A 12,525-nucleotide genomic window follows, 5' to 3' on the forward strand; every position below is an offset into this window, starting at 1 on the left:
AGCCTGCGGTAATGCCCGATAACCTCACTAGCAGGAAGAGTAGTCAGGTCGTTCTCATAGCCTTTGATCCCGGCTAGGGCTCGGTGTTTGGCGGCAAGAGCGTAGTTGACCTTCTTGTTTGGGGCGGAAAGATCGATATAGCGGTTGCGCTTGATTGCGATATCGCCGTCAACAGCGCGTTTGGCTTTTGCTATTTGCTTGCCGATTCCGCGCAGGCTGCGTCTAGCCCGAACATGGGAGTGCTGGAAGTGAGTCCTACAGCGGTGTCACAACCGGATGCAAGTGGGGGCGGCTGAAGAACTACGGCGAGAAACTCGTCGAGTACATCGTCCAAGCAGTCGCTCGTGACCTCCTCGTCCACGCCATGACACTCGACGCAGACGGGTACGAATGCGACTACTACCGCAAAGATTAGACGCGCCAGAGAGGCAACTCGCCCCAGCTGTCAGGTGCTCCTGTGCGAGAAAACGGCACGATGGGATTGTGCGGGTAGGTGTGGAACAGCTTCGGTAGCCGGTCGGCTGGAGACAATTCCAGTTGGCGCTGCAAGTATTGGATAAGGGAGAGCTGCCCGAACACGCGATTCATTCCTTCAGCTACCGGAGCCAGCCTGACGTCATTGTTCAGTTTCGGTTTGATGTCGTAAACACGGTTGAACATCCTTGCATGATGAGCTGCGTAATTACGCAGAATATTCAAGGATTTCAGCCAAGATTCAAGCTGAGGACCAGTTAGGCCGCAGGGCTCGGCAATCCGTTTGCGCACGATATTGGGCGACATGCCGTACAGGTACGACAGCATCCCCCAATCCATGATTTCGACAGCCGCCCAGATGGGTAGAGTCCCGCCATATTTGGATTTGTGGTGGGCGACGAAGTCCTCCTTCGACGCTTTCAATGCCGACTGGTACTTTCTCAGCCACACCTCGTGCACGCTACGCCCGTCTTTGTTTCGCTGCCGTGCCCGGGCGCTCAAACGCTGGGGATCCAAATAGATCAGCGGGTCAAGGCGACCCAGCTCGTGACCGAGCTTGGTTCGAATAGCCAACTCCACGCGATCAAGCTCGATGAACACGCTGTGGCGCAATTGTTCGTCAAACCCATAGAGGGCTACCACTAGGTCAAACGATGCTCCCTCAACGAATTCATCTCGGGCAGTGCCGTCGTCTTGGGAGAAACGGCGCATCGGGTACCAGTATCCGGACAAGCGGTAGTAGTTCAATTGAGCCAGCAGCGTCTCAGCATGCTGGGGATCATCCACTCGCATCCCACGCTGACGAAGCAATTCGACCTGTTCACCGTAGGTCTTGAACTGCTTCACCTGCTCCACGCACACCCCTGTTTGATACAAAAACGAAGACCGGCCCTGGACTCCCATTGAGGCGGGCAGCGGAACCGGTCATGTTGACTACGAGGTTACCTGGTTGATGACGCCGAGGCAAGAGCACGGGACATGGAGCCATCGGTACGATCCGAACCATCACCTCGGGCGGGCAGGTCCTGTTCTGCGGCTGGGACGTGGCGACCGCCCTCGGCTACGCCAACACGAAAGATGCCCTGGCGCGTCATTGCAGGGGGTCGTTAATCACTACCCCCTTGAAACGGCTGGTGGCATCCAGCAGGTCAGGTTTACCAGCGAAGGTGTCCTATTACGACGTGGTGCTGGCGTCGTTGTCGCTGATCACCACCACCGAGATCGCCAAGGACTACGGCCTGTCGGCGAAGAAGCTCAACCAGATTCTGCGCGGGGAGCAGGTGCAGTTTCACCAGCCCGGGCGTTGGTTCCTCTACGCCAAGTTTGCTGAGAAGGGTTACACCCAGTCCAAGACGTACGAGTACGACGAGGGCAAGACCTGCACCCACATGTACTGGACGCAGAAAGGCCGCCTGTTCATCTATGACCTGTTGAAGAACATCCGTGGCCTGCTGCCGGTGGTCGAGTGTGAAGGCGAGGACGCCAGATGACCACCACTGCGCTTCTTGATATCGGAATACCGAAGAAGAACGTCGAAGGATACCCTGACCCGACTTGCTACCGGGCCCTGAAAGCGATTCAGCGCGCCGAGATCGACTGGGCTCACCAGATGGACATCCCGAACCACCACCAGATCACCGACCAAGCCGGGCTGGAGCAGGTGGCCAGGTTGGATCACGTCGCCGCCACCTACACCAACGACCGGCGCTCGTCTGCGAGCTTCATTTCCTCGGACTGTGTCGTGATGGACATCGACAACGACCACACCGAGGAATCATCCAACTGGGTGACACCGGAGAAGCTCGCCGAGTTGATGGCGGGTGTGGTGTTCATGACCGCCACTTCCCGTAACCACCAGAAGGCGAAAGGCGTGCTGGCGGCTAGGTTCGGTTTCTTTGATCAGCAGGCGTTGGATGCCGGACGGTTCATCTACGGAACCACAAACGGGCCCTCGGCAGGCTGGCGTTCATAAAGCTAGGAGTCGATCTTAGTGTTGGTGGCAATCGAATGTGTCCGGTACGCCCACTAATGTTGATTAATGGATTCACTATTCCCCATCATTACGCAGACCCAAGGAGAACCAACCCATGACGCACCGCGCAGACGCAGGGCTTGAGCCGGCTCGGGAAACGTCGGCGTCGCAGACGTCGTTTGTGCCGCAGCCAGGAAACCAGGAGGCGCGCCGGGCGGACTTGCGCCGCTGGAAGGCGATTGCGCTGTCCTTCCTGATTGGTGCGGCGGTGATCTTTCTGGGGTGCTCGTGGTGGCAGGCGTCGGCAAGCGGGGCTCCCGTTTGGGTGGGCTACGTGCGCGCGGCAGCGGAGGCAGGAATGGTCGGTGGATTGGCGGACTGGTTCGCTGTGACCGCGCTGTTCCGCCGGCCCATGGGGCTGCCCATCCCGCACACCGCACTCATTCCCAACAACAAGGACCGCGTGGGTGATGCGCTCAAGGACTTCGTGGAGGAGAACTTCCTCACCGCGGATGCGCTCAGCGCCAAGGTGCGGGAGGCAGAGATACCGCTGTGGCTGGCGCGCCAGGGTGTGGAGCCTGGGCGGGCGGAGGAGGTCTCCGCGTGGATTGGTGAGCGCGCAGCCAGCGTGGTCGCAGACCTAGACCCGGCGGAGGCAGAGCAGTTCATCCGCACCCAAGTCATGGACCGTCTGGCAGAGCCGGAGTGGGGCCCGCCGCTGGGGCGCCTGCTGGAGGGCTATATCGCGGAAGGCAAGGCGCGGCCGCTGGAAGATGACCTCATTGAGTGGGCGCACGGCAAGATCCTCGGCATGGAATCCACGGTGGTCACCGCCATTGATGAGCGCATGCCCGGCTGGGCGCCGCGCTTTGCCCGCGAGATGGTGGGGGAGAAGGTCTACGCCGAGCTTGTGGAATTCGCCGATGAGGTCCGCCGCAACGGCAACCACGAAGCCCGCCTGGCCATTCGCCGCAACCTGTCCAAACTGGCTTCGGACCTGCAGTGGGATGAGGACATGCGCGGGCGCATCGAAGGCATCAAGCAGGAGATGCTGGCCTCCGATCAGGCGCAGAAGGCGCCGGCGGCGATGTGGGCGACGGTCTCCTCCACGCTCATTGAACAGCTCACCGACCCAGAGTCCTTCCTGCGCCAGAAGATCACCGCCAAGGTGAAGGAATTGGCGCACCGCCTGCTGGAGGATTCCGAGTTCCTGGCCCAAGCCAACGAGCTGGTGGACAAGGCCGCGCGCTACGCGGTGGAGAAATTCGCCCCGGAGATCATCGCGATTATTCCGGAGACCATTAAGCGCTGGGATGCCCAGGAGGCTTCCGAGAATATCGAGCTCATGGTGGGCAAGGACCTGCAGTTCATCCGCCTCAACGGCACGGTTGTGGGTGCGCTGGCGGGGTTGGTTATCTACACTGTTAATCATCTGCTTTTTGGCGTCTAACAAGGAGTGACGACCATGTCCGTATTTGACTCAATCAAGAATGCCGGTTCCTCTGCTTTTGATGTGGCCAAGGATTTTGGTGGCCGTTTCAAGGAGGAGCGCCAGAACCAAGCCCAGAGCGCGCAGGCGGATCGCATTGCCCGCGCCGCCGATGAGGCGGGCATGGGTGATGGCACCGCGAAGGAAGAGTCCTTCTTTGACCGCGTGACCTCCACGGCCAAGAACATTGGGGAGTCTGTGTCCTCCGCAGCGCGCGAGACCCGCAACTCGGAGTCTTTTGAAAAGGCCCGTGAGGATTTCACCACGGCCTTCAACGAGACCCGTGAGGGTGTTCAGGGCGCTATCAACAACGCCAAGGAGCAGCGCGCGGAGGGCAAGCATGCCCAGCAGCCGCAAGAGCCGCAGAGCCCGCGCAACCCCTACGCACAGAAGCCGAATGACGATGTCATTGACGGCGAAGTAGTTGACGAGAACTAGTTAGTCTTTCTTGATGCACACTTTTCTTAACATTATTGCGTCGATACCGCACTACATTTTCATCGCGGTATCTCTCTTCGCCCTCTTTGGTGCCGTCCTAGCGGCGATGACGCGGGAGGATGCCTTCCGCGCCGGTGACCGCCAGAACAAGTGGGTATGGGTCGGCCTGCTCTTCGGCTCCGCCCTGTTGATGAACCTGCCGCTGCCTTTTGTCAGCTGGATTGGTGCCATCATCACCGGCGTGTATTGGTTTGACGTGCGCCCGCAGCTCAAGGCCATCATCAACGGCGATTATTCCTACTAATGCTGAATCTGCTTGAGGCCTCCGTGGAGGAGGTGCGAACCCAGTCGGCGGGGCAACAGCGAGTGCTGGTCTCCCCGCACCACGTGCTTGCCGCTGAGGGCGCCGAGCACGTTATTGCTGTTGCCGGTTATCCCACCGGCCGCCACCACTCCTTGGTGAAGGCGGCGGAGGCGCGGCTGGCCGTGCAATCAGGTGCCGCCGAGGTGTGGGTTGCGGTGGATGAGCTGCTAGGGGATGCCACCTCGCTCCTCTCCGAGCTCGTCACTCTCCGCGAAGCCTGCCCGCTGCCAGTGCGCTTGGGGCTCATTCTTCCTGAGCGTCCGGCTTTGCCGTTGCCGGAGTATGCGCGTGCTGCCGAGCAAGCGGGCTATCAGTGCCTCATTGAAACGGGCTCCGTCGTTTCAGACGACGAAGCCCTGGATACGCAGCTCTCCATAGAGAGCCTTTAATTCTTAATTAGCCGGTGCCTGCTGTGCTGGCGCGGTGGCGGAATCGAGTTCGCTCATTGGAACGTCGTGGCCAATGAGGGTGAGCGTTAGTTCCCCAGCCCCAACATCCACGGATTCAAAGGTCAGCTGCTGGCCCGCGAGCTGTTCCTCCATGCCTTCGGCCAAGGCATTCGAGATTGCGGAGGTCGCCTGCTCGGGCAGGTCGAAGCCGAAGAGCGATGCTTCCTTCGCATCGATGGCGAGCTTACCGTCGCGAGCCTCCGGCTTGAGCGAGAGCGTGGCCAGGCCGCCGGCAAATTCCACCTCGAGGTCATCCTCGGCATCGTTGGCGGTAATCGCGGTGACCACGAGGTTGCCCAAGGCGTCATAGCCGGACTGCTCAGCAATGGCCTTTTGGAAGCTGGCGAGCAGGAACTGATCCGGCACCGTCGTCGAGGCCCGCAGGGTGCCCGCGACCGGCTCCTTGGACAGCGTCATGTCTTCGACGTGCACATCAGCGGCCGGTTGGCCGGTGATGGTGGTGCCCTCAATCTTTAGCGTGGACGGGGTCTTCATATCCATCTGCGGAATCTTGCCGTTGAGCAAACCAAAGACCATGGGGCTGGCACCGAAGCTCACCTCCGGTTCCTCGGAGGTCTCCACGCCTTGCTCCTTGGCGGACTGGGTGAATTGGCTCTTCATCTGAGAACCCAAGAACCAGCGCAGGCCGAGCTCAGCTAGCAAAATGATGAGCAGGAGCGTCACCAGTACGCCGATGAAAATTTTCCAGGCCGTCGAGGCGGGAGATTTAGAAGAAGCCATGACTACTAGTGTGGCGCACTGGATTAAAGTTGGCCAACTACCAGGTCCCAATCCACTGTGAGAACGTTGTCCCGCAGGCGGCGGTTCACCGGGTGGATGGGGACTGTCTGCCGGAGTTCTTCGCGCGCCATGCGCCAGCGCACCCGCGGACCATAAGGAGACCAGCCGGCGGCGCGGTCCCAGGCGGCGTCGGCCGCTTGCAAGAGCTCGTGGATTGGCTCGCCCGGCACGTTGCGGTGGATGAGGATTTTGGGCAGGCGCTCCGCGATATCGCTAGGGCGCTCCACGTCGAAGGGATCCCAGGCGAGGGTCAGCGTGCGCGGGCCGGAGGCGTCGAGAAGCACCCAGGCTGATCTGCGCCCCAGCTCGTCGCAGGTTCCCTCCACGAAGAAGCCGCCGGGAGCCAAGCGTGAAGTCACCGTGTTCCAGGCTTTCTCCACCTGGTCGACGTCGTACTGGCGCAGCACGTTGAAGGCTCGCACCAGCTGCGGGCGGTAGCCGGCAAGCTCGAAGCCGCCCAACTCGAATGTGACGCCATCGCGCGGCGGCAGGACGCGCTCGGGGGAAATCTCTAGGCCCGTTACCCGGGTATTCGGGTTAACGCTGCGCAGCCAGCCGGCCCACTCCACGGTGGTGGTGTGGGAGGCGCCGTAGCCGACGTCGAGTGCCAGCGGCTCATCCGTGGAGCGCAGCAGCGAGGAGATATCCGGGTGCGCCACCATCCAGCGATCGCAGCGGCGCAGGCGGTTGCGGTTGGTGGTGCCGCGGGTAACAACGCCAAAAGGCCGACCAGCGCTTTCCTGAGCCTTCAGGTTATGCGCGTGATCGGCCATGGCAACAACTGCGTTGTAGTGAGCTGTTTAGAGGTTGTTGGAGATCCACTCTTCGGTGAGCTTGCCCTCGTTGGTGTAGAGCTCCTGCAGAGCCTCAGCGACCTTCGGCTCGATGGCAGCGCCCATCATCGGGATGTTGACGGAAACCTCAGAGACGTAATCCAGAACGGTGGTCTCGTCCTGGGCCTTGTAGGTGATGTCACCCTTGAAGTCGACCGGGGTGCCCTTGACGTCAGCGGTGAAGGAGACGGAAATCTGATCGTCGACCAACTCGCCGATGGTCACGGTGCGCTTTTCCTTGAGGTCCTGGGAGACCATGGCGCGAACGGCCTCCGGAAGGAGGGAGGTCGGAAGAATTTCGTAGAGCACAGCGGTGTTGCCGGTGAACTCGTGCACGGTACCCGGTTCCGGGGACAGCTTGGCCACGATGAAGTCCCAGTACTCCTGAGTGGTCAGTGCCTTGTGCACCTTATCGATGGGCTGGTTGATGATAACGGTGTTTTCGCTACGGGTTGACATGAGTTACAGACTACCTTGGTAGACGTGCTAGATAAATTCCTGACCCTCGCTGACATTGACGGAGTCACGCTGGATTCCGAGACCACCTTCGCCGATCTCACGACGCTGCGCATCGGTGGTGCACCGCTGGTGACGGTGCGCTGCGACAGCGCTGAGGCGGCAATTGCTGCGTTAGCAGCGCTTGACGACGCCTCCCAGGACTACCTCGTCGTCGGCGGCGGCTCCAACCTTGTGGTAGCGGAAGGCCAGTTGGATGTCGTGGTCGTGGTGCTCGACTTCGAGGATATCGATGTCACCGTGGCCAACGGCCTCGTGCGCGCTGATGCGGGCGCGGTGTGGGATGACGTCGTGGCCCTGACCGTGGAGTGCGGTCTGGGCGGCATCGAGTGCCTTTCCGGCATCCCGGGCAATGCGGGTGCCGTACCGGTGCAGAATGTCGGCGCCTATGGCGCGGAGACCTCCGACGTCCTCACGCAGGTCTACCTCTATGAGCGCGCTACGCGGACCGCGAGCTGGGTACCGGCGGAAGAATTAGAGCTGTCTTACCGCTACTCCAACCTGAAGTTCACTGGACGCGGCGTGGTGCTGGCTATTGAGCTGCAGCTGACCACCGATGGGCTGTCCACACCCCTGCGCTTTGGCCAGCTCACCCAGAACCCCGGTGAGCGCCGCCCGGTCGCGGAAGTCCGTGAGGAAGTGCTGAAGCTGCGCCGCGGCAAGGGCATGGTGCTCGACCCAGAAGACCACGACACCTGGTCAGCCGGTTCCTTCTTTACCAACCCCATCGTGGAACCGCAGCTTGCCGATTCCATCCAGGAGGCCGTCCGCGCCGCCCGCGGCGACGAGGATGCTGACCGCATGCCGCGCCATGCGGTGCCGGCAAGCGGCACCGCATCTGGAGAAGAAAAGGAAAAGCTCTCCGCCGCCTGGCTCATCGAGCGAGCCGGCTTTGCCAAGGGCTACCCGGGTGAAGAGTCAGGAGCGCGGGCAACGCTGTCCACTAAGCACACCCTGGCGCTGACCAACCGCGGTGAGGCCACCGCAGACGACATCGTTGCGCTGGCCCGCGAGATTCGCGCCGGGGTTCAGAAGGCCTTCGGCGTGACGCTGGAGCCGGAGCCCATCTGGCTAGGGGTAGAAATATAAGTGCGCAATATTTAAAATAGCGTTGAATTGCTAGCTCGCCGCCGCAAACACTAGGCGCCCAGAAAGGACCTCGCATGTACATCCCCAAAGACGTACTCTTTGCCATCCTCCTCTTTGTTTCGGCCCTTCTCTGCGCGGTGGCGATGCTGTTGGTCCCAGGCCTGTTCACGGAGTTCAGCGCAGCGCGCTGCACCTTAATGGCGAGCGTCTTGGGGCTCGGCGTCGCCGGGCTGTTTTTCTCCCGCATCCAGATCCGACGCCTCGAGCACTAGCGGTTAGGGCTCCATTGTCCCAAGCTTTCACCGCCGCTTAGGCCATGACGTTGAGCCACTCATCCTTGGCCGCGAGGAAATCGCGTGCGGCCTCCTGTGCGCCCTCGAGTGAGTGGTGGGCGCCCCAGCCGCACTGTACCTCGTTGGCGGCGGGAACCTCGGTGGCGTTGAGGATGTCATTGAGTGCGCCCTCGACGGCGCGGAGCAGCTCGTCCTGCTCCATGCCGTTGGTGATGGCGTAGAAGCCGGTGCGGCAGCCCATCGGGGCAAAACCGATGAGCTTGTTGGTGTAGTTGCGCATGAAGTTGGCCATCATGTGCTCCACCGAGTGGATTGCCTCGGTGCCGAGGTGCTCCTTGTTGGGCTGGCAGAAGCGCAGGTCATACTTGATAATCTCGACTCCGCCGCCCAGGTCGGTGCGGTCGGCGACGCGGATATAGGGGGCGTCGACAAGCCGGTGGTCGAGCTCGAAGGACTTTACGTTGATCTTGTTCTCGGTGTTCTTCTCAGTCATGCTTTCCCAGTGTAACCACGGCTTAGCCTGTGGCCCGAGTGTCCTTCCCCTGAATGCGGGCTGTGCCGCATACGCTGGTCAGATATGAGCGAAGAGGAGATTGGCGGCAACGCTATTCCGGCCGAAGAGCCAGAGACCATCGTGCCGTTTAAGAGCTCGACCATCCTTGAGGTCCAGGGCCACGATGAGGAACGCGACCCTTTCTCCAGGGACAACCGGCTCCGCAAGGAGAGCTGGGGGCTGATCATCCGCCGCACGTGGAATGACTTTTTCCACGATGCCTTCATGGACCGTGCCGCCGGGATGACCTACTTCACGCTCATGGCTTTTGCGCCCACGGTACTGGCCGCCTACTCCATTGCCACGCTCATCTTCTCCTCCCGCCAAGCGGAAGTGGAGCAGCTGACCTCAGAGCTCATCGAACAGTACGTCCCTGGCTCGCTTTCTGAGCAAGCCCATACGGTCGTCGGCACGATCATCGGCTCTAGCGCGCAGGGCACGTTGGCACTGATCATTTCCCTGGCCATTTCGCTGTTTTCAGCGTCGGCGTATGTGCGGGCCTTCTCGCGCACTGCCAATACCGTGTACGGCCGGGTGGAAGGCCGCGGGATCATCCGCACGTGGGCGCTGATGTGGGGGCTGACAGCAGTCATCGTGGTGGGCGCGGTCATCGTGCTTTTTGCCAACTTGCTGCGTGATGCTGTTCTTAACGAAGGGTTGATTCCGCTCGCGCGCAACGTAGGGCTAGAAGATACCGCCACGTACTTGGTAAGAATCTTCCTTCCGGTGTGGAACTGGCTGCGCTTTCCCGTCACTGTGATCGTGGTGCTCACGCTCATTGCAGTGCTCTATCACTTCGGCCCCAACGTGCGGCCTGGGCGCTTTAGGTGGATTACTTATGGTTCGGTGGTGGCGCTCGTGGGCACAGTAGTGTCCTGGGGGCTGGTGGGCCTCTACCTGAAGTACCTCGCTGCGGCCAGCGCCTATGGTGCGCTAAGCACCGTCATGGCGGTGTTCATGGCTATGTGGTTGATGAACACCGTGCTCATCGTCGGCATCAAGATTGATGCTGAGGTGTTGCGTGCCAAGGAACTGCAGCTGGGGCTACACTCCGAGCGTTTTATCCAAGCCCCGCCGCGCTCTGATAACTCCTCCCAAGCCCAGGCCCGCGCCCAAGAGAGCCTAGAGCAGAGGGCGCGTGAGATTTCAGACAACGCACGGCAGGCACAGGACGAGACGGCAGGGATGTAGCCCTACTTCAGAGCGAGGTGGAAGGGAATCTCGGTGCCGGGCACGACGATACCGAACGAGCCGTCTTCCGCGCCGTTCTCCGGCACGCTGACAGCCACTCGGCCGGTACGTTTCTCTTGCGGCTGGAAGGGAGTGTCTACGTCGATAAACCCATTGACATCCCACATGAGGGGCTGCCCATTCGACTCCTCGCCGGGGCCGAAGTAAAGGAACGCCATTTCCGAGCCGGCGTCGGTCTCGTTGCCCACGTACGTCAAGGTCAAATCAAAGACCAGGTTTTTCTTCCCGTCGTCCGGCTGCTTGTAGGAAGGGTCCGCGGCCATGACTTCGTCCGTGCCATCAAAGTTGAGGTTGCTGACATCCACGTGCCATTCCGGCCCTTTCAGCGTCGTGTTGAGCGGTAGCGGGTTAGAACGCGAACCGGGCGTGCCTTCCTCAAGGACTTGGTTGCCGTTCTCATCAGGAACGCTTTCGTAGTATTCCGTCGCTGTTGGGGTGGGAGAGCCCGTGCTGTCCAGCGTCTCCTCCTCATCCCAGGGGCGCACCGTCGTGCCCACGACAGAACTTGATATTCCGGGTGTTTGCGTAGTGTCCGGAAGCGACCCGATGAATTTTGCGGCCATGAAGAAGAAAAAGACGACCGAGGCGATCAAGCTGCCCACCACAGTGATGATCAGGGCGACTGCTCCCCACGCAGTTGACTGGTTGCTGAGGAAAAGTGAGACCGCGCCGGTAATAAGCGCTGCGAGGAGAAGGATCCAGCCTGCGGCGTAGATGCCGGGGATGCAGGCGATGATTGTGCCGAGAACGGCGAGAACCGTGGCGATGATTCCAACGACGGACTTTTTCTTTGGTGGCTCTGGCTGGGGCTGGGCAGCCCCGTAACCGCCGCCAGGATTGTTATGGGGAGTGCCTAAGGGTGGGAAAGGCTGGTTGGCATAGGGGTTCTGCTGTGGTCCCCCGTGCTGGTGCGGCCTCTGCTGACCGGGGCCTGGGGGTGGAGTGTGCGGCGGATACGGAGGTTGGGTCATGAGTAGCTTCTTTCAGGAGAGCGTCAGATGAGTCCCGATAATAATCGCCGCATGGCTACTGCACCTGGGAAAGCAGCTAGCCGGGGAGCGCTCCTAACTGCCCAAACGCTGTCACTGCGCAGATTCTTCCGAAACCTGGCGGTGGCCAGCGGCCTTTTCTGGCCCGCGCTTATTAATCAGTGCTGAGACTAGGAATCCAAACCCCATAACCGTCGTGGCCCTGGTTGACCACTCGTAATCAGCGATGAGCCAACCGGCAAGGGAAATGACGCTGAGTGAGCCGACAGCTGTTATGAGGAATTTTTCAATATCCATGCTTCGTCCTCTGGTTCGTAGAAGTCTCGCAATTAAGTAAGCGGTGCCTTATGCGAAAAGCTATCACGAGGCGAAGGGTGCAGACAGAAAAGAAGCCGAGGAGGCCCGCTTCTGAGCGGAGGTCCTCGGCTTGTTCTAAGGGCTTGCTGTTAGGGGGCTAGCGCCTTAGGCGGAGGGGTAGGTGTCGTCATCGGTGAGGCGCACGGTGTCGTCGAGAAGCATGGCAAACTCGGCGGCCTTGGCGTCCTGTGCCGGAAGGCGGCGGCCTTCGATGACCTCGAAGAGCGGGGCGCGGCCCAGCATTCCGGCCTCGAAGTGTGCGCGGCCAGCACGCAGGCGCTGCTCGGCGTGCTCACGCCACTGGGCGGCGGCATCCGCCCCGCGTTGCTGGGACACAGCCTGCTCGAACACGCCGGGGTGGGCGTAGACGATGAGCGCGCTGACGTGGCCGAAGCCAAGCGAGGTCAGTGCCGCGGCCTTCACGCTGTGGCCCGCAGAGCCGAGGTCCAGCGGGGAGCGCAGCCACACCAGGTTCGGCGCCTTCGGGGCGATGAGCGGGTCGACGCAGTCCAGGGACACGTTCGCCGGGATGCGGTGCGTGCGGAAGACGTCGATGATGCCGCCGGTCTGGAAGAGCGCGGCACCCGCCTTGGAGTGGCCGGTGAGCGTCTTCTGGGAGATGACAAACATCGGCTGATCCTCATCGCGGCCAATCGC

17 protein-coding genes are annotated in these 12,525 nt (G+C 61.1%); 9 read left to right on the forward strand and 8 right to left on the reverse strand.

Annotated elements, in window-relative coordinates:
• Positions 1-411: 411 nt before the first annotated feature.
• Complete coding sequence (locus HMPREF2807_RS03435) at positions 412-1,329, reverse strand: Abi family protein (RefSeq protein ID WP_046647841.1); 918 nt, start codon at positions 1,327-1,329, stop codon at positions 412-414.
• 311 nt (positions 1,330-1,640) lie between these two features.
• On the opposite strand from HMPREF2807_RS03435, the gene HMPREF2807_RS14130 reads away from it, so the two are divergent.
• The 6 genes from HMPREF2807_RS14130 (at position 1,641) to HMPREF2807_RS03465 (ending at position 5,126) form a co-directional block, all read left to right on the forward strand.
• The gene (locus HMPREF2807_RS14130; protein WP_232751617.1) at positions 1,641-1,964 is read left to right on the forward strand and encodes a phage antirepressor KilAC domain-containing protein; all 324 of its coding nucleotides are present in this window, start codon (positions 1,641-1,643) and stop codon (positions 1,962-1,964) included.
• Positions 1,961-2,446 (forward strand): hypothetical protein, encoded by a 486-nt coding sequence (locus tag HMPREF2807_RS03445; protein ID WP_070510555.1) that lies wholly within the window; start codon positions 1,961-1,963, stop codon positions 2,444-2,446. Before HMPREF2807_RS14130 ends, HMPREF2807_RS03445 begins: the two co-directional genes overlap by 4 nt.
• Positions 2,447-2,561: 115 nt before the next feature.
• Entirely contained in the window at positions 2,562-3,896 is a 1,335-nt protein-coding gene (locus HMPREF2807_RS03450) for a DUF445 domain-containing protein (protein WP_070510556.1), read from the forward strand.
• 15 nt (positions 3,897-3,911) lie between these two features.
• Entirely contained in the window at positions 3,912-4,373 is a 462-nt protein-coding gene (locus HMPREF2807_RS03455) for a CGLAU_01105 family protein (protein WP_049154438.1), read from the forward strand.
• Between the two features lie 13 nt (positions 4,374-4,386).
• On the forward strand, positions 4,387-4,677 hold the full coding sequence (locus tag HMPREF2807_RS03460; RefSeq protein ID WP_049154440.1) for a DUF2516 family protein: 291 nt from the start codon (positions 4,387-4,389) through the stop codon (positions 4,675-4,677).
• Entirely contained in the window at positions 4,677-5,126 is a 450-nt protein-coding gene (locus HMPREF2807_RS03465) for a deoxyribose-phosphate aldolase (protein WP_070510557.1), read from the forward strand. Before HMPREF2807_RS03460 ends, HMPREF2807_RS03465 begins: the two co-directional genes overlap by 1 nt.
• A gap of 3 nt (positions 5,127-5,129) precedes the next feature.
• Here HMPREF2807_RS03465 and HMPREF2807_RS03470 read toward each other — a convergent pair whose 3' ends face one another.
• Genes HMPREF2807_RS03470 through HMPREF2807_RS03480 form a run of 3 tightly spaced genes read right to left on the reverse strand, consistent with a single transcriptional unit; the run spans position 5,130 to position 7,279 of the window.
• Positions 5,130-5,927 (reverse strand): LmeA family phospholipid-binding protein, encoded by a 798-nt coding sequence (locus tag HMPREF2807_RS03470; RefSeq protein WP_046647834.1) that lies wholly within the window; start codon positions 5,925-5,927, stop codon positions 5,130-5,132.
• Between the two features lie 23 nt (positions 5,928-5,950).
• Positions 5,951-6,760, reverse strand: coding sequence for a class I SAM-dependent methyltransferase (locus HMPREF2807_RS03475; protein ID WP_070510558.1), 810 nt, complete (start codon positions 6,758-6,760; stop codon positions 5,951-5,953).
• Between the two features lie 27 nt (positions 6,761-6,787).
• Entirely contained in the window at positions 6,788-7,279 is a 492-nt protein-coding gene (locus tag HMPREF2807_RS03480; protein WP_070510559.1) for a DUF2505 domain-containing protein, read from the reverse strand.
• Positions 7,280-7,303: 24 nt separating this feature from the next.
• Between HMPREF2807_RS03480 and HMPREF2807_RS03485 the strand changes: the two genes are divergently transcribed.
• Together HMPREF2807_RS03485 and HMPREF2807_RS03490 are read left to right on the forward strand one after the other, a co-directional pair.
• Complete coding sequence (locus HMPREF2807_RS03485) at positions 7,304-8,425, forward strand: UDP-N-acetylmuramate dehydrogenase (protein ID WP_070510560.1); 1,122 nt, start codon at positions 7,304-7,306, stop codon at positions 8,423-8,425.
• Between the two features lie 74 nt (positions 8,426-8,499).
• On the forward strand, positions 8,500-8,697 hold the full coding sequence (locus HMPREF2807_RS03490; RefSeq protein ID WP_070510561.1) for a hypothetical protein: 198 nt from the start codon (positions 8,500-8,502) through the stop codon (positions 8,695-8,697).
• A gap of 37 nt (positions 8,698-8,734) precedes the next feature.
• On the opposite strand, the gene HMPREF2807_RS03495 is transcribed toward HMPREF2807_RS03490, so the two are convergent.
• Positions 8,735-9,211: an S-ribosylhomocysteine lyase gene (locus tag HMPREF2807_RS03495; RefSeq protein ID WP_046647829.1), complete on the reverse strand. Its 477-nt coding sequence runs from the start codon at positions 9,209-9,211 to the stop codon at positions 8,735-8,737.
• An 84-nt stretch (positions 9,212-9,295) separates the two neighbouring features.
• Between HMPREF2807_RS03495 and HMPREF2807_RS03500 the strand changes: the two genes are divergently transcribed.
• Positions 9,296-10,462: a YihY/virulence factor BrkB family protein gene (locus HMPREF2807_RS03500; protein ID WP_070510563.1), complete on the forward strand. Its 1,167-nt coding sequence runs from the start codon at positions 9,296-9,298 to the stop codon at positions 10,460-10,462.
• Positions 10,463-10,464: 2 nt separating this feature from the next.
• On the opposite strand, the gene HMPREF2807_RS03505 is transcribed toward HMPREF2807_RS03500, so the two are convergent.
• From HMPREF2807_RS03505 to HMPREF2807_RS03515, 3 genes are all read right to left on the reverse strand, one after another.
• Positions 10,465-11,493, reverse strand: coding sequence for a hypothetical protein (locus HMPREF2807_RS03505; RefSeq protein ID WP_070510565.1), 1,029 nt, complete (start codon positions 11,491-11,493; stop codon positions 10,465-10,467).
• Between the two features lie 111 nt (positions 11,494-11,604).
• On the reverse strand, positions 11,605-11,808 hold the full coding sequence (locus tag HMPREF2807_RS03510; RefSeq protein WP_070510567.1) for a hypothetical protein: 204 nt from the start codon (positions 11,806-11,808) through the stop codon (positions 11,605-11,607).
• A gap of 165 nt (positions 11,809-11,973) precedes the next feature.
• Positions 11,974-12,525 (reverse strand): hypothetical protein (locus tag HMPREF2807_RS03515; RefSeq protein ID WP_158010526.1); only part of this gene is annotated, 552 nt, incomplete at its 5' end.

Origin of the sequence: Corynebacterium sp. HMSC074A09 (genome assembly GCF_001811545.1) — a bacterium.
GTDB lineage: Bacteria > Actinomycetota > Actinomycetes > Mycobacteriales > Mycobacteriaceae > Corynebacterium > Corynebacterium hiratae.